Annotated in this window: 15 protein-coding genes and 1 pseudogene; 8 read left to right on the top strand and 8 right to left on the bottom strand. The window is 71.0% G+C overall.

The genetic code is table 11. The features are described from left to right. Window positions 1-10 precede the first annotated feature (10 nt). From ACZ7CF_RS37315 to ACZ7CF_RS37295, 5 genes and pseudogenes are all read right to left on the bottom strand, one after another. Window positions 11-505, bottom strand: a complete 495-nt coding sequence (locus ACZ7CF_RS37315) for a carboxymuconolactone decarboxylase family protein (protein WP_470372007.1) — start codon at window positions 503-505, stop codon at window positions 11-13. Beyond that, the gene (locus tag ACZ7CF_RS37310; RefSeq protein ID WP_470372006.1) at window positions 502-1,581 is read right to left on the bottom strand and encodes an NAD(P)H-dependent amine dehydrogenase family protein; all 1,080 of its coding nucleotides are present in this window, start codon (window positions 1,579-1,581) and stop codon (window positions 502-504) included. Before ACZ7CF_RS37310 ends, ACZ7CF_RS37315 begins: the two co-directional genes overlap by 4 nt. A gap of 119 nt (window positions 1,582-1,700) precedes the next feature. Further along, a complete protein-coding gene (locus tag ACZ7CF_RS37305; RefSeq protein ID WP_470372005.1) occupies window positions 1,701-3,512 on the bottom strand; it encodes a class I tRNA ligase family protein in 1,812 nt (603 codons plus the stop codon). 692 nt (window positions 3,513-4,204) lie between these two features. After that, window positions 4,205-4,756, bottom strand: a pseudogene (locus tag ACZ7CF_RS37300) (class I tRNA ligase family protein); the annotation flags it as partial. 27 nt (window positions 4,757-4,783) lie between these two features. After that, a complete protein-coding gene (locus ACZ7CF_RS37295; RefSeq protein WP_470372004.1) occupies window positions 4,784-5,491 on the bottom strand; it encodes a hypothetical protein in 708 nt (235 codons plus the stop codon). A 108-nt stretch (window positions 5,492-5,599) separates the two neighbouring features. Here ACZ7CF_RS37295 and ACZ7CF_RS37290 point away from each other — a divergent pair, with 108 nt between their 5' ends. Further along, window positions 5,600-6,472, top strand: a complete 873-nt coding sequence (locus ACZ7CF_RS37290) for an alpha/beta fold hydrolase (RefSeq protein WP_470372003.1) — start codon at window positions 5,600-5,602, stop codon at window positions 6,470-6,472. Between the two features lie 9 nt (window positions 6,473-6,481). Beyond that, window positions 6,482-6,964, top strand: a complete 483-nt coding sequence (locus tag ACZ7CF_RS37285; RefSeq protein ID WP_360388572.1) for a winged helix-turn-helix transcriptional regulator — start codon at window positions 6,482-6,484, stop codon at window positions 6,962-6,964. Here ACZ7CF_RS37285 and ACZ7CF_RS37280 read toward each other — a convergent pair. Next, window positions 6,939-7,421 carry a PaaI family thioesterase gene (locus tag ACZ7CF_RS37280; RefSeq protein WP_360388569.1) on the bottom strand — a complete coding sequence of 161 codons (483 nt, stop codon included), beginning with the start codon at window positions 7,419-7,421 and terminating at the stop codon, window positions 6,939-6,941. The genes ACZ7CF_RS37285 and ACZ7CF_RS37280 overlap by 26 nt on opposite strands. A gap of 2 nt (window positions 7,422-7,423) precedes the next feature. Continuing rightward, window positions 7,424-8,599, bottom strand: coding sequence for a thiolase family protein (locus tag ACZ7CF_RS37275; protein WP_470372002.1), 1,176 nt, complete (start codon window positions 8,597-8,599; stop codon window positions 7,424-7,426). 127 nt (window positions 8,600-8,726) lie between these two features. Here ACZ7CF_RS37275 and ACZ7CF_RS37270 point away from each other — a divergent pair, with 127 nt between their 5' ends. The 5 genes from ACZ7CF_RS37270 to ACZ7CF_RS37250 all read left to right on the top strand — a co-directional run bounded on the left by ACZ7CF_RS37270 (window position 8,727) and on the right by ACZ7CF_RS37250 (window position 14,115). Then, window positions 8,727-9,389 (top strand): hypothetical protein, encoded by a 663-nt coding sequence (locus ACZ7CF_RS37270; RefSeq protein WP_470372001.1) that lies wholly within the window; start codon window positions 8,727-8,729, stop codon window positions 9,387-9,389. Between the two features lie 261 nt (window positions 9,390-9,650). Beyond that, entirely contained in the window at window positions 9,651-12,347 is a 2,697-nt protein-coding gene (locus ACZ7CF_RS37265) for a ricin-type beta-trefoil lectin domain protein (RefSeq protein ID WP_470372000.1), read from the top strand. 108 nt (window positions 12,348-12,455) lie between these two features. Continuing rightward, window positions 12,456-12,953, top strand: a complete 498-nt coding sequence (locus tag ACZ7CF_RS37260; protein WP_360388558.1) for a DUF2243 domain-containing protein — start codon at window positions 12,456-12,458, stop codon at window positions 12,951-12,953. Continuing rightward, window positions 12,953-13,840, top strand: coding sequence for a cytochrome c oxidase assembly protein (locus ACZ7CF_RS37255; RefSeq protein WP_470371999.1), 888 nt, complete (start codon window positions 12,953-12,955; stop codon window positions 13,838-13,840). The genes ACZ7CF_RS37260 and ACZ7CF_RS37255 overlap by 1 nt, the downstream gene beginning before the upstream one ends. 8 nt (window positions 13,841-13,848) lie before the next feature. Beyond that, window positions 13,849-14,115: an early set domain-containing protein gene (locus tag ACZ7CF_RS37250; protein WP_458432051.1), complete on the top strand. Its 267-nt coding sequence runs from the start codon at window positions 13,849-13,851 to the stop codon at window positions 14,113-14,115. Between the two features lie 65 nt (window positions 14,116-14,180). On the opposite strand, the gene ACZ7CF_RS37245 is transcribed toward ACZ7CF_RS37250, so the two are convergent. After that, entirely contained in the window at window positions 14,181-15,092 is a 912-nt protein-coding gene (locus tag ACZ7CF_RS37245; RefSeq protein WP_360388550.1) for a LysR family transcriptional regulator, read from the bottom strand. A 268-nt stretch (window positions 15,093-15,360) separates the two neighbouring features. On the opposite strand from ACZ7CF_RS37245, the gene ACZ7CF_RS37240 reads away from it, so the two are divergent. Beyond that, window positions 15,361-16,467 (top strand): PrpF domain-containing protein, encoded by a 1,107-nt coding sequence (locus ACZ7CF_RS37240; protein WP_360388547.1) that lies wholly within the window; start codon window positions 15,361-15,363, stop codon window positions 16,465-16,467. The last annotated feature ends 55 nt before the right edge of the window (window positions 16,468-16,522 follow it).

Here is a 16,522-nt window from a genome sequence, read left to right as displayed (position 1 = left end):
CTGTGAAGTCCTACGTGGACGCTCCCAGCTGACTCGGCAGCACGCAGACCGCGTCGAGCCCGAGCACGTGGTTCAACCGGCCGAACGAGAGCCACGCGCCGATGCTCATGGTCAGCTCCACGATCTCCACCTGGCTGTACGACGCGGTCATGCGGGACCAGAAGTCCTCGTCGAGACCGTGGTGGTCCAGTGCGTACCGCTCGGCGTACTCGGCGGCCATCCTGGTGCGGTCGTCGAAGGCGTCGGTGGTGCGCCACTGGGTCACCGCGTCGAGGAACCCGTCCTCGACCTTCTGCCCGTCGCGCTCGGTCCGCCAGTCGAGGCAGAACAGGCACCCGTTGATCTGCGCGGTCCGCAGCCGGGCCGCCTCGAACTCGCGCAGCCCGAGCGTGGTGTGCTGGTAGACAGCGAGCGAGAAGTTCGCCGCGGCGACACCGATGCCCGGCACCATCTCGCCCCACACGTACCCGATGGGGTCCTTGCCCTGCGGGATGTCGACGTTCACCGCGCACTCCTCCCCAGCTTGCCCGCCACCGGTCGCAGCGGCACGTCCAACGCGTCGTAGAGACCGGGTTCCGCCGCGGCCAGCCAGTCGATGGCGTTCACGAGCCGCCCGACCGCCGTCGCGTTGCCGCCCGCGGACCGGTTCTCGCCCTCGTCGTCGGCCTCGACGGACACCTCGATGCGCGGCCGGCCCTCGATGATCACCTTGTGCGCGCCGTCGCCGGAGGGCGGCATCGGCCAGTCCGGCGCGCAGGACGGGTGGATGCGCGTGACGTGCTCGATCACGATCAACGGCTCGCCGCCGACGACCCCCTGCACCTCGAACCGGATCGCGCCCTGCGTGCCCGCCTCGAACTCGCCCATGGTCCGCGTCGTCACCGTCTCGTCGAGCGCGCGCCGGTCGACGGTCTCGCGGATCTCGTCGACCTCCACGCCCAGCGCCCTGGCCATCAGCCGGATCTGGCCGCCCCACACCATGGTCGGCACCGTCGCCATCAGCATCGGCGCCTGGTAGTCGAGCGGCTGGCCCATGCCGATCAGCCACCGCACCGCGTCGGGCTGGTCGTAGGTCGAGTAGTCGAAGATCTCCTGGCAGCGCACCGCGTCGATCCGGCTGCCCAGTCCGCTGATCAGCAACGGCAGCACGTCGTTGCCCCAGCCGGGGTCCACACCCGACACGAACAGCGACCCGCCGCCGTCCGCGATCGCCTTCAGCGCCGGGTCGCGCAGCTCCGGCGGCGCACTGCGGTGGTCGTAGAGCGCGTACAGCGACGGCGTCACCACCACCGCGCCCGCCGCGATCGCCCTGGTGATGTCGGCGAGCGCCTCGGCCGGCCGCACGTCACCCGAGGCCGCGTAGACGACGGCCCGCGGACCCGTGGCGAGCACCGCGCCGATGTCGTCGGTCGCGACGATCCCTGTGTTGTAACCGGTTCCAGCAAGCTCACCGGCGTCGCGTCCCACCTTGTTGGCGTCGTGTACGACCACCGCGGTCAACTTCAACCCAGGATGGGCCTCCACGGCCCGAATTGCCGCACGCCCGACGTTGCCCGTGCCCCACACCACTGTGGCGATCATGCGCTGTAGCCTAACTAGAACACGTTCCAGTTTCTAGTGCAGTCCCGTTCCCGCTCCCAAATCCACCCGCAGGGCGTAACCCCCTGCCTTCCACGGCATCTGCAACAAGCGGGGTGGGGCTAGGGTTTGTGGAGTTGGACGGTCAGCTCCTTGCCTGGGTGCAGGAGAAGGGACACGGCCAGCGTTTCGCGTTCGACGAAATCGCGGTGCGTGTGAACGGCCGCCGCGACGTCCTCGGGTGCCGTCAGGACGACCTCGATGCGGTCGGAGACGTCGAACCCGGAGTCCTTGCGGGCCTGCTGCACCAGCCGGACCACGTCCCGCGCCAGGCCCTCCGCCTCCAGCTCCGGCGTGAGCGCGGTGTCGAGCGCGATCGTCACGCCCTGCTGCGCACCCACGACCCAACCGCTGCGCGGCGCCTCGGTGACCAGCACGTCATCCGGCGAGAGCGTGACGGACCCGGCCAGCTCGGCCGCACCCGTGGCGCGCAGGGCCTCCGCCAACGAGCGGGGGTCCGCGGCCGTGATCGCCGCCGCCACCTCCTGGGTGCGCTTGCCGAACCGCTTGCCCAGTACGCGGAAGTTCGGCCGCACCTCGATGTCGACCACCTCGCTCGCGGCGTCGAGCGGCAGCACGACCTTGACGTTGAGCTCGTCACCGACGTCGTCGAGCAGCTCCCGCGGCAACGGAACGCTGACCAGCGCGCGGCTCAACGGCTGGCGGATGCGCAGACCCGCGGACTTGCGCGCGGCACGGCCCAGCTCCGCGACCACGCGGGCACTCGCGACCTGCGCGGACAGCTCGGGGGAGACGCGGGCGGGATCGCTGACGGGCCACGTGGCCAGGTGCACCGAGTCCGCGGCGGCGGGGTCGTGCGGCCTGATCACCCGCTGCCAGACCTCCTCGGTGATGAACGGCACGAACGGCGCCAGCAGCCGGGTGAGCACCTCCAGGCACTCGTGCAGCGTCGCCAGCGCGTTCTCGTCGCCGCGCGAGAACCGTTGCCGCGACCGGCGCACGTACCAGTTCGACAGGTCGTCGACGAACCCGGCGAGCAACCGGCCGGCCTGCGCGGTGTCGTACTGCTCCATCGCAACGTCGACGGCGGCCATGAGCGCGTGCAGCTCGGAGAGCACCCACCGGTCGAGCACCGGCCGGTCGGAGCCTGCGGTCCACGTGGCACCCGAGGCGTGGAGGCTGAAGAACGAGGCGGTGTTCCAGTACGTCAGCAGCACCTTGCGCACGATCTCGTCCAGCGGCCCGGCACCGACGCGGCGTGCCGACCACGGCGAGCCCGAGCAGGCCATGAACCACCGCAACGCGTCCGCGCCATGCGTGTCCATCAACGGGATCGGCTCGATGATGTTGCCCAGGTGCTTGCTCATCTTGCGGCCGTCCTCGGCCAGGATGTGGCCCAGGCACACGACGTTCTCGTACGGCGACTTGCCGAACACCAGAGTGCCGATCGCCATCAGCGTGTAGAACCAGCCGCGGGTCTGGTCGATCGCCTCGCAGATGTACTGCGCCGGGTAGGTGGCCTCGAACGCCTCGACGCTGCCGGGCAGGTGCGGGTAGCCGAGCGAGGCGAACGGCATCGCGCCCGAGTCGTACCAGGCGTCGATGACCTCCGGCACCCGCGTGGCCACCTCGCCGCAGTCCGGGCAGGCGAACGTGACCGCGTCCACGAACGGCCGGTGCGGGTCCAGTGTGGACAGATCAGCCCCGGCCAGCCGCCCCAGCTCCGCCCGCGAGCCCACGGCCGTGACGTGCCCGCCGTCGCAGCGCCACAGCGGCAGCGGCGTGCCCCAGTAGCGCGTCCGCGACAGCGCCCAGTCGACGTTGTTGACCAGCCAGTCGCCGTAGCGGCCGTGCTTGATGTGCTCGGGGAACCAGTTCGTCGCCTCGTTCTCCCGCAGCAGCTCCGCGCGCACCTCGGTCGTGCGGACGTACCACGACGGCTGCGCGTAGTGGAGCAGCGGCCAGTGGCAACGCCAGCAGTGCGGGTACGGGTGCTCGAAGTCCTCGTAGCGGAACAGCCGGCCGGTCCGGCGCAGCTCCTCGACAGCACGGGGTCGGCGTCCTTGAAGAACCTCCCGCCCACCAGCGGCACCTCTGCCAGGAACCGCCCGTCCCGCCCGACCGGGTTGACCAGCGGCAGCCCGTTCTCCCTCGCCACGGCCAGGTCCTCGGCGCCGAACGCCGGCGCCTGGTGCACCAGACCGGTGCCGTCGGTGGTCGTCACGTAGCCGGCGAGCACCACCCGGTGCGCGTCGGGGATGTCGATGAGCTCGAACGGCCGCTCGTACCGCAGCCCGGCCAGCTCCGCACCGGTGAGCGCCGCCAGCACCTCGGCGTCGCCGAGAACGGCCTCGACCCGCGGCTCGGCCACCACGAACACGCCGTCCCCGGTGCGCGCGACCACGTAGGTGACCTCCGGGTGCACGGCGACCGCGGTGTTGGACACCAGCGTCCACGGCGTCGTGGTCCAGATCAGCAGCTCGGCGCCGTCGATGCCGTGCAGCGGCTCGACGAGGGGGAGTCGCACGTAGGCGGACGGGTCCGTCACCGTCTCGTACCCCTGCGCCACCTCGTGGTCGGACAACGTGGTCTGGTCGTTCGCGCAGTACGGCGTGACCCGGAAGTCCTCGACCAACCGGCCGTCGGCGTGGATGCGCTGCAACGACCACCAGACGCTGTCGACGTACTCCGGCGTCATCGTCTCGTACGGGTGCGCCAGGTCGATCCAGTAGCCCATCCGCTCGGTGAGCTGCTCGAACGCGCCGACGTGCCGCAGCACGGACTCCCGGCAGTGCGCGTTGAACTCGGCGACGCCCATCCGCTCGACGTCGGGCTTGCCGGACAGTCCGAGCTCCTTCTCGACCGCCAGCTCCACCGGCAGCCCGTGGCAGTCCCACCCGGCCCTGCGCGGCACCGAGCAGCCCTTCATCGTGCGGTAGCGCGGGAACACGTCCTTGAACACGCGCGCTTCGACGTGGTGTGTGCCCGGCATGCCGTTCGCGGTCGGTGGTCCCTCGTAGAACACCCACGCGGGCCCTTGGGCGGTCTGCTCGACGCTGCGGGCGAACACGTCGTTGTCCTGCCACCACCGGATGATCCGGCGGTCCAGGTCACCGAGGTCCACCTTGGACGGCAGCGGGCGGGCGTTCTCGCTCATGCCGGCCATGATCCTCCAGTCGCGCGGTCAGGCGCCGAGCGGCGTGCGGAGCTTCGCGGCCCTGGCTGCTCCGTACCTGGTGGTCAGCAGCTGGTCGACCAGCTGCTCGGAGGTCAGGCCCTCGCGGTTCTTCTGCTGGTTGAACGCCAGGTCGGAGAGGTCGAACAGGGCTGGCAGGTCGAACTTCCACACACCGTCCTCGAGGCCGAAGCCGATCATGCCCGACGCCTGCTCGCCCCGGACGGCGTAGCGGGCCAGCGCGACGCCGTTGTGGATCGTCGGCCGGCTCAGCGCGATGTCGCGGGCGTCGTCCGCGTTGACCAGACCCCGGTCGATGATCGTCTTCACGAGGTCCTGCGGCGAGCCGGTGCGCAGCACGGCGTGGTCGAGCTCGGCGCGCATCGCGTACGTGAGGAGGCGGGCGCTCGGCCGCTGGGTCGCGACCGTCTGCTCGGTGCCGGTGACCGCTTCCCGCCTGATCCCGTCGTAGATCTTGAAGGTGTTGCTCAGCAGCACGGGGAGGGCGGCGGCGCCGTCCTTGGCCAGCGCGGCTTCCCGGTAGGTCTCGAAGGCGGCGGAGATGGCCTGCGGATCACCGGCGGACGTCGGCACGGTCGTCGGCACGGTCGTCGGCGCGCCGCTGGACGCCCCGGTCGAAGGCGGTGTGGCGTCCGGAGCCGGGGTGGTGCAGGCAGCCGCTGCCAGGCACAGGACGGCCGCGATGAGTCGCTTCACGGGCGGAGCGTAGTCGACGAAGCAGGCCGGGACCGCCGGGTTTTGACAACGCAGGCTAATGGCATTAGCTTTTGGCTAACGACATTAGCCGAGGCTCTGGAGAACAGCGTGACCGAGCACCTGGAGATCGACGGCAACACCCTCGCCTACGACCTGATCGGGCAGGGGCCGCTCGTCGTGCTCGCCCACGGCATCGGCGACAGCCGCCACTCCTACCGCTTCCTCGCCCCGGCACTGGCCGCGCGGGGGTACCGGGTGGCGAACGTCGACCTCCGCGGCTGCGGTGACTCCGGCGTCGGCTGGGACGGTTACAGCCGCACCGACATCGCGGGGGACCTGGTGGCCGTCATCCGCCACCTGGGCGGCCCGGCGGTGATCATCGGTCAGTCCATCAGCGGCGGTGCGGCGACGATCGCGGCCGCCACCGCGCCCGACGTCGTCGCCGGTGTCGTGGAGCTCGCGCCGTTCACCCGCGCGCAGTCCTTCGACGTGGGCGGGCTGCTGCGGGTGCGCCGCTTCCGCGCCGGGTACGCGCAGCTCGCGAAGGTCATGATCGCGGGCAGCCTGCCGGGCTGGACGAGGTACCTGGACCTCGCGGTGCCGGTGAAGCCGGCCGACTGGACCGCGGAGCTCGCGCGCATCGAGGCCAAGCTCGGCGAACCCGGCCGGATGGGGGTGCTGCGGGCCATGTGCAAGACCAGCCCCGCCGACGCCGGTGCGCGGCTGGCCGACGTCACCTGCCCGGTGCTCGTCGTCATGGGCGACGCCGACCCCGACTGGGCCGACCCGCGGGCCGAGGGGGAGAAGGTGCTCGCCGGCCTGCCCCGGGGTCGCGGTGAGCTGGCCGTCATCGAGGGTGCCGGCCACTACCCGCACGTGCAGACCCCGGACGAGGTCCTCGCGCTGTGCCTGCCGTTCCTGGTCGCGACGCTGGCGGACCGCCCCGCCGAGCTGGGTATGTCCGACACTAGCCAGGTGTAGGCTCCCTGCATGCCCATGCAGATGAAGGGCCCGTTGGCCGCGCTGGACCAGTGGCAGCCGGACCGGTGCTCGATCGCGCTGGCGCTGGACGTCATCGGCACGAAGTCGGCGGTCCTCCTGCTGCGCGAGGCCTTCTACGGCACGACGAGGTTCGACGCGTTCGTGCGGCGCGTGGGCATCACCGAGGCCGTCGCGGCCAAGCGCCTCAAGGAACTGGTCGAGGCCGGCGTGCTCGCCAAACGCCCGTACCGGGAGCCCGGCGCGCGCACGCGGTACGAGTACGTGCTGACCGACATGGGCAACGCGCTGCTGCCGGTGGTCGTCGCCCTCATGCAGTGGGGCGACACCTACCTGCGCGAGGACGGCCCGTTGCAGGTGGTGGCCGCCGAGACCGGTGAACCGGTGAGCGTGCACGTCGTCCCCTCCGGCGCCGGGTCGCTCACGCCGGAGGGGTTGCAGGTGCGGATCAACCGAGGAGCAGGCACGTCGTGACGGCGTGCGCGATCACGCGGCCGGATGCGTCGGTGACGCGGCCCTCGGCCGTGGCGGTGCGGCGCCCGCTGGACACCACCCGGCCCTCGCACGTGAGCGTGCCGCTGCCGAGCGTGGCCGGGCGGGTGAACTTGATCGTGAGGTCCAGCGAGGTGTAGCCGGTGCCCGCGGGCAGCCTGCTGTGCACCGCGCATCCGAGCGCGGTGTCGGCGAGCGTCGACAGGACACCGCCGTGCACCGAGCCGATCGGGTTGTAGTGCCACTCGGCCGGTGTCAGCTCGAACCGCGCGTAGCCGTCACCGATCTCGGCCATTCTCAGGCCGGTGGTCTCGGCGGCAGGGGGAGCGGGCAGGTCGCCGCTGCCGATCTTCTTGAGGAACTCGGCGCCGTCCAGCTCGCTCGCCGCCCGGGCGAGCAGCCGCGGGTCGCTCCAGCCGTAGGTGCGGGTCCGGTCCACCGTCAGACCCTCTCGATGATCGTCGCGTTGGCCAGTCCGCCCGCCTCGCACATGACCTGCAACCCGAACCGGCCGCCGGTCTGCTCCAGGGTGTTCAGCAACGTCGTCATCAGCCGCGCCCCGGACGCGCCCAGCGGGTGCCCGATCGCGATGGCGCCGCCGTTGACGTTGACCTTCGCCGGGTCCGCGCCGGTCTCCGCCTGCCACGCCAGCACGACCGGCGCGAACGCCTCGTTGACCTCGAACACGTCGATGTCGTTGATCGTGAGCCCGGCGCGGGCCAGCACCTTGTGCGTGGCGGGGATGATGCCGGTGAGCATGAGGACGGGGTCGTCGCCGGCGACGGCGAACGAGTGCACGCGGGCCCGTGGCCGCAGCCCGTGCCGCGCCGCCGCCTCCTCGCTGGTGACCAGCACGGCCGCGGCGCCGTCGTTGACCGGTGAGCTGTTGCCGGCGGTGATCCGCCAGTCCAGCTCGGGGAACCGCGTCTCCCAGTGCTCTGCCCGGAACGCCGGTCGCAGCCCGGCCAGCACCTCGGCGGTCGTGTCGGGGCGGATCGTCTCGTCCACCGCCAGGTCGGTCACCGCCACGACCTGCGCGTCGAAGAGCCCGTCCTTCCACGCCGCGGCGGCCTTCTGGTGCGACTCGGCGGAGAACTCGTCGAGCCGCGCCCGCGACAGGCCCCACCTCCGCGCGATCAGCTCCGCGCTGATGCCCTGCGGCACCAGCCCCTCCGGGTAGCGCGCGGCGACCTTCGTCCCGAGGAAGTCCCTGCCCAGCGCCTGCGACCCGATCGGGACGCGGCTCATCGACTCGACCCCGGACGCGACCACCACGTCGTAGGCGCCGGCCAGCACCCCCTGCGCCGCGAAGTGCAGCGCCTGCTGGCTCGACCCGCACTGCCGGTCCACGGTCACGCCCGGCGCCGACTCCGGGAACCCGGCCGCGAGCGCCGCCCACCGCGCCGTGTTGCCCGACTGCTCGCCGACCTGGCCGACGGCGCCGCTGATGACGTCGTCGACCGCGGCCGGGTCGAGCCCGGTGCGGTCGACGAGTGCCTTGAGGACCGCGCTGTGCAGGTCCACCGGGTGGATCTCGGAGTACGCGCCACCGGGCTTGCCCTTGGCCAGCGGGGTGCGGACGGCGTCGACGACGACAGCCTGACTAGTGGAAGGCATAGTCAGGACGCTACCCCCTGACTGTGCTCAAGCCAAGCCAGGTTGCGAGGGAAAACCGCTGTGCCGGATTTGGTTAGATCATCTCCGTGCGCCCGTTGCCGGGCGCGTGACTCCTGGGGGAAACAAGTTGAAGAAGCGCATTTGTGCTGCCGTCGTGGCGATCGCCGCCCTGGCCACGACCGCCTGCGGTGGTGAGCCGGCTGCGGCGCCGCCGGTCACGACGACCACCACGACGACGGCGCCGCCGACCGCGGCGGAGCTGGACCTGCGCGCCAAGGCGGCGATCGCCCCGCCCGGTGCGTTCGACGCCCTGGGCGGCAAGGTCGGGTCGAGCACACCCGCCACCGACACCGACCCCGGCCTGGAGGGCGAGCCGGTCACCTTCGTCTGCAAGACCAGTGAGCTGTTCGCCGACGGCATGTCGGTCTCGCGGACGCGCACCTGGGACGGGCGGGTGGACCTGTTCCAGCGGGTTCACGCCACGGCCGATCGCCCGGCGGCCACGCTGGTCGAGCGGGTGCGGACCTGGGCGCAGCAGTGCACCCAGTACCGCGGCGCCGACAAGATCAAGCTCGAGCTCCCGCTCACCAAGCCGCAGGGCGTCGACGACTTCTACGCCTACTGCGAGACGACCGAGGACCCCGCGCTCATCGACTGGTCGTGCCACGCGGTCATGGGCCGCGGCACGCTCATCACGGTCGTGGTGGCGTTCGGCCCGACGCAGGCGGCGGCCGAGGCGCAGCTGACCTCCGCGGTGCCGATCTTCGCGGAGACGTTCGCGAAGGCGTGACCGTACGCGCCGGTGGTCCGCCACAGCGACGGCGGACCACCGGGTTGCACAACGCTCACATCGAAACTGTTGCGCAGATCTCGCCTGCTCAACAGCCACTAGCGCGGTGCCGTGCTCCATCCGGCCCTTGCTAAAACGTTAGCGCTCACAATCGTGGCAGATATCTGCCATCGGCTGCCCGCCCGCGCCCGGCGTGCTGGAAGGTGGCGGTGATCCGCGGGTGGCTCCCGGCCGGTTCGCGGGGTGAGCGAAGGGGAGAGCATGGGGAGCACAGCCGTGAACGCCGCGAGGTCGCTGGTCGCCCTCGCGGTGCTGGTGTCCGCCGCACTGCTGCCGGCCTCGGCAGGTCAGCTCCGCGCCTCCGCCGCCGTGCAGGAGACGTTCTACGTCGCACCGGACGGGAACGACTCCAACCCCGGCACGCTCACGGCGCCGTTCCGGACGCTGCCGCGTGCACGGGACGCCGTGCGCGCGGTGAACGCGAACATGTCCGGCGACATCCAGGTGCACCTGCGCGGCGGGAACTACCCGGTCACGAGCACCGTCGAGTTCACGCCGGGCGACTCGGGCACGAACGGCCACCGGGTCCTGTACTCCGCGTACCAGGACGAGGTGCCGGTGCTCAGCGGCGGCGTGCCGGTGACCGGCTGGACGCAGCACAGCGGCAACATCTGGAAGGCGCCGCTCAGCCGCGCGAACAAGCTGCGGGCGTTGTACGTCAACGACAAGCGCGCCTTCATGGCCACCAAGACGATCAGCTCGCAGGGCTGCTACGGCACCTACACCGTGACCGCAGGGCAGGCGCCGTGGGCGTGGGAGTCGGGCTCGCAGTGCGACGGCGCCCGCTACAACCCCGGCGACCTGCCCGCCATCACCCGCAACCCCGCCGACATCGAGATCGAGACCGCCACGACGTGGACGACGGCCATCGCCGGCGTCCGCCAGATCACCACGAGCAGCGACGGTGCGAGCCGGGTGGCGTTGTTCCAGCAGCCCGGCGGCGCCATCGCCCAGGGCGCGTTCAACGGCAACTTCCAGTCGGGCGGCAGCCACAAGTTCATGAACGCCTACGAGTTCCTCGACGCTCCGGGCGAGTTCTACTTCGACCGGTCGAGCCAGACGGTGTTCTACTACAAGGCCGACTCCGACAACATGGCGACCGCGTCGATCTTCGCGCCCAACAACGTCTCAACGCTGCTGCGGATCGCGGGCACCTCCACGGCCAACCGCGCGCGCAACATCACGTTCTCCGGCATCACCGTGCAGCACTCGGACTGGAACCTGTTCACCGTGGCCGGGTCGTCGTTCAAGCAGGCCCAGCAGGGCAACCTCGGCAACACCGCCTACGCCAAGGGCAACTTCCACGTCTACTACTACCGCAACGTCGACACCGCACCCGGCGCCGTGCAGCTGGAGAACGCCGAAGGCATCGCGTTGCTGCGCAACAGGGTCCAGCACACCGGCGTCGACGGCATCAGCATGGTCAACGACGTGCTGAACACCCAGCTGGTCGGCAACGTCACCAACGACGTCGCCGGGTCCGCGATCGTCGTCGGCCACCCGCAGCACGTCTACATCGGCGACCACACCTCGTCCAACCGCGAGAAGTACACCGCCCAGGCCGAGGGCCTGCCGAAGAACATCGAGATCAAGAACAACTACCTCTACGACAGCGCGGTGCTGTTCAACGGCCACAGCCCGATCTCCGCCTACTTCGCGGACACGCTGACGGTGCAGCACAACCGCATCGAGAAGGCGCCGTGGAACGGCATCACGCTCGGCTGGGGCTGGTGGAACTTCGACGGCTCATCGGGTTCCATCGCGCCGAACCGGCCGACGACCACGGCCCGCAACAACACCGTCAGCCACAACCACATCATCGACACGGTGCAGCGGCTCAACGACACCGCGCCCATCTACACGCTGGGCAGCCAGCCGGGCACCACGATCACGGACAACTACCTGCAAGGCGTCCCGTCCGGGCACAAGTACGGCCTGCACCCGGACGAGGGGTCGGCCTTCATGACCTTCCGCGACAACGTGCTCAGCGTCGACAAGAACGTCACCTGGCTGGTCAACTCCGACGACTTCGGCCGCAAGCACGACCTGAGCATCACGCAGACCTACGGGCCGATCAACAAGGTCTCGCAGAAGGTCCTGCCCAACAGCACCATCCACGACATCCTGGTGTCCTCGGACTACGTGTGGCCGGCCGCGGCCTACGGCATCGCCGTGCGCTCCGGCCTGGAGGACGCCTACCGCGACATCGTCCCCGCCGCCAACCTCTCCCGGCCCGACTACGCGCTGCCCGCCAGCACGTTCGTCGGCGCGGGCACGGCCTCGATCTCGATCCGCAGCACCGGTGACGCGACCAGGACCGTGTGGCTGGCGCCTTCCGGCACCACGAACTTCGCGGTGGGACCGACGATGACCAGGGCCGGTGGCACGGCGACGACCATCGACGTCCCGGCCACCAACGGCGACTACCGGCTGTTCGTCGTGGACGCGCAGGGCGTGCGGTCGGCCGAGTCGAAGTCGCTGGTGCGGCGCCAGGGCGGTGGCAGCCAGCAGAGCGGCACGATCGTGGGCGGCCAGTCCGGCCGGTGCGTCGACATCAACGGCGCGAGCACGGCCAACGGTGCCGCGGCCCAGCTGTGGGACTGCCACGGCAACACCAACCAGCGCTTCACCCTCACCTCGGCCAAGCAGTTGCAGGTGTACGGCACCAAGTGCCTGGTCGCGAGCGGCGGCGGCACCGGCAACGGCACCGCGGTCGTGATCGGGGACTGCGCGAACCAGACCAGTCAGCAGTGGAACGTCAACGCGAACGGCACGATCACCGGCGTGCAGTCCGGGTTGTGCTTCGACGCCAACGGCGCGGCCACCGCGAACGGCACCAGGATCATCCTCTGGACCTGCAACGGTGCGGCGAACCAGCAGTGGAGCCTGCGTTCCTGACCGGCTCGAAGTGGCCCCTTACGCGGCGGCGTGGGGGGCCACCAGAGTGGCAGCCATGACTAGAGCACCGATCTTCGACGAAGAAGCCCGGTCGAACGGACGGCCCAGGTGACCACCGTCGAACAGCGGACGAGCCTGAAAGCCCCCGGAATCCTGCTCGGGGTGGGCCTCGGCGGGTTCGCCGACGGCATCCTGCTGCATCAGCTCCTGCAGTGGCACCACATGTTGAGCAGCACGAACACCGACAACGCCGGAATCGACTTCTACGACCCGGACACCGTCTCCGGGCTGCGGATGAACACCGCGTGGGACGGCATCTTCCACACGGTCTGCTGGCTGGCGGTCCTGCTGGGGCTGGCCGTCCTGCACTCCAGGGTCACCGAGAACCGGCGCGGGACGTGGACCTCCCGCGCGCTGTGGGGGTGGGTCCTGGTCGGCTGGGGCACGTTCAACCTCGTCGAGGGCGTGCTCGACCACCACCTCCTCGGCGTGCACCACGTGCGCGGCGGGCCGCACCAGCTGTGGTGGGACCTCGCGTTCCTGGCCCTGGGCGCGGTTCTGGTCGTGGGCGGCTATCTGCTGCAACGCAGTCGGCGTGACTCCTGATGGACCACCACGCTCACGGCCCGAGCATCGGCGCGTGGCTGCCCATCGTCCCGTTGTTGTCGTGCGCGGTCGTCTACCTGCTGCTCGTCGGCCGCGCTCGACGGTCGAACCCGGTCCTGGGGTGGAGCCCGTGGCGCACAGCCGGGTTCCTCGGCGGCATCGCCCTGCTGGCCGTCGCATTGCTGCCGCCGGTCGCACCATGGGCACACACCGACTTCCGCGGCCACATGGCGCAGCACCTGCTGATCGGCATGTACGCGCCGTTGGCACTCGTGCTGAGCGCACCGGTCACACTGCTGCTGCGAACGCTGCCGGTCCGTGCGGCGCGTCGGCTCGTCGCGGTGCTGCACAGCCCGCCGGCACGTTTCGCGGCACGACCGGCGGTCGCGTTCCTGTTGAGCACCGGCAGTCTCGTGCCGCTCTACTTCACGTCGCTGTACAACGTGATCACCGCCGACCCGGCGGGGCACTGGCTGCTGCACGCGCACTTCCTGGCCGCCGGGCTGCTGTTCGCCCACGTGATCGCCGGCCCCGACCCCGCTCCGGCCCGACCCGGCGTCCGCACCCGGCTGGTCTACCTCGGTTGCGCCATCGCGGTGCACGCCGTGGTCTCCCAGCTGCTCTACGGCGGCTTCTGGACCCGGGTCGACGCACCCGCCGCCGAGGTCCGCACCGGTGCGGAGATCATGTACTACGGCGGCGACATCGCCGAGCTGCTGCTCGCCGCGATGATCACACCGCTGCTCGGCGAGCGCCGTGCCCGGCGGACGAACCACCCGATCCAGCGACTGTCCACTCGGGCGCGTCGGCTCGTCAGACGCGGCACTCCTCGACAGGCTGTCACGGCACAAAGACCGGAAAGCCTGAGAGGACCGACGTCTCGATGATCCGAATCGTGCCTGCGAAGGACCAGCAAGTGCGGGTGACCTGGGCGCTGCCCCGGCACGAGCCGTCAGGACCCGTCAGCGTGGTCGGCGACTTCAACGGCTGGACGCCGGGCGTGACCGAGCTGCGCGCCCGGTCCAACGGCCGCCGCACCGCCGCCGTCGTCGTCCCGCGGGGCACGACCCTGCGCTTCCGCTACCTCGGCTCCGACGGCCACTGGTTCGACGACGAGGACGCCGCCGCCCGCGACGACCACGGGTGCCTGATCACGGTCTGAGCCCGCGACCGGGCACCTTCGGCGTGACCGGCGCGCAGCCCTGACCGCCTCGTGAGGCGGCGGCGTCAGGGTTTGGTCTGGTACTCGCGGGCGACGTCGACCAGCAACTGGTGCATCGCGAGCTCGGCCGGTGCGCGGAGCCGGTCCTGGCGGTGCGCGAGCAGCACCCGGCGGGCCGGCACGTCGCTGCCCAGTGCGAGGACGCGGACGTCCGGGTTCGGGTTGCGCACCGCGGTCCTGGGGGCGAGCGCGACGCCGAGGCCGACGCTGACCATGGCCTGCGCCTCCTGGTAGTCGTTGGCCTCGAACGCGATCCGCGGGGTGAACCCGGCCGCGCGGCAGCTGCGTTCGAGCACCTCGGCGACCGGGTGGTCGTGGGCGCGCACGATCCACTCCTCGTCGGCGAGCTCCGCCATGGTGGTGAACCTCTTGCGCGCCAGGCGGTGGTCGGCGGCGACGACCAGCACGGTCGGGTCGTCCAGCAGCGGCGTCAGCGAGATGTCCGGCACGTCGACCCGGTTCCACGCGTAGTCCCACAGCAGCGCGATGCCGACCGTGCCGTTCTCCAGCAGCTCGACCAGCTCGTCGAACCGCGTGCTGCGCACGTCCAGGCGCAGGTCCGGGTACTGGCGGCGGAACCGGCTGACGACCTGGGGGAGCAGCGCGCTCGCGACGGTCGGGAACACGCCCACCGCGATCGTGCCGCGGCGCAGGCCCGCCAGCTCGGCGAGGTCGGCCTCGGCGGCGCTGAGCCGGCGCAGCACGTGGCGGGCGTGACCGGCCAGCACCGCTCCGGCCTCGGTGGGCCGCACGCCCCTGGCCTGCCGGTGCAACAGCGGCTGACCGGCCTCCACCTCCAGCCGGCGCAGCTGCTGGGAGACCGCCGACGGCGTGTAGCCGAGCTGTTCCGCAGCGGCGGTCATCGAGCCCGTGTCCACCACGGCGGCGAGCAGTGCGAGGCGTCGGACGTCCAGCATGGGGCGCTCCTCGGCAGAAAAGTTCGATGCGGTCGTTTCACTGTGCGATGACTTCCGTACAGCTGTGCTTCAGGCTAGCCATAGCCATTGAACAGCGTTTCTCGGCCTCGATGCTGATCCATGGGCATTGATTAGGCTGTTTGAGCGTGAAGGAGGGCTTCACGGGTGTGCAGATTCTCGTGATTGTGTTCAACCTCGGTGCACGTCACGGTTGCCGTCATTCCCCGGTTGTCACGGCGGTGTTGCCACCGCCCGCGAAGGAGTGGCTGTGCGAGAGATACCGGCGACGTGGATGCGCGGAGGCACCAGCAAGTGCTGGGTGTTCGAGCGCGATGTGCTGGCGGTGCCCGGTCGCAGCGTGGACGAGGTCCTGCTGCGGCTGTACGGGAGCCCCGACCCGCGCCAGGTCGACGGTGTCGGCGGGGCGACGTCCACGACCAGCAAGGCCGTGGTGCTCGCGCGGAGCGATCGGCCGGGCATCGACGTCGAGTACACGTTCGCCCAGATCGGCATCGCCGACGGGCGCGTGGACTGGACGAGCAACTGCGGCAACTGCTCGGCCGTCGTCGGCCCGTACGCGCTGCGCCGCGGCTGGGTGACGCCCACCGGAGACGTGACGACGGTGCGGATCAACAACACCAACACCGGCCAGCTGATCGTGGTCGACGTGCCGACGCCGGCGGGCCGCGTCACCGAACAGGGCACCGACCGCATCCCCGGTGTCGCCCAGCCCGGTCTCGGCGTGCACCTGTGGTTCGTCGACCCGGCCGGCCGCACGACCGGCGCGTTGCTGCCCACCGGCAACGCCGTCGACGTGGTGGACGGCGTCCGCGTCACGCTCCTCGACGCCGGAGCACCGGTCGTCCTCGTGCCCGCCGACGAGCTCGGCGCGAACGGGGAGGCGTCCCCGGCCGCGCTCGACGCCCAGCCGGACCTGCTGGACCGGCTCGACCGCATCCGCCGCACCGCCGCCGTGCGCATGGGCCTCGCCGCCGAGGCCGAGCAGGCCGCCCGCGCCACCCCGAAGATCGCTCTCGTCAGCGAGGGCCGCCCCGGCCGCTCGGACGTGACCGTGCGGATGATGTCCATGGGCCGGACCCACCCCGCGCTGGCCGTCACCGGCAGCGTCGCCCTCACCGCCGCCGCCCGCACCGCGGGTACCGTCCTGTCCCGGTTCACCGCCGGTGACGAGGAGGTGCTGCGCCTGGACACCCCGGCCGGAGTCGTGACGACCCGCGCGGACACCCGCGACGGACAGCTCGCCATCGGGGTCACCCGGACGACGCGCCGCATCGGCGACGCGACCCTGGTCCTGCCCGATGACGAACCGCTGGAGCTCCCGCTCACGGAACTGGCCGCCCTGTCGGCCTCCTGACCCGACCGTCCTGCCCGGGCGGAACCGTCGGGGCCGCATGACCCAAGAGGACAAT

Source organism: Lentzea sp. NPDC036955 (assembly GCF_055608005.1).
This window is presented reverse-complemented; position numbering and strand designations above follow the sequence as displayed.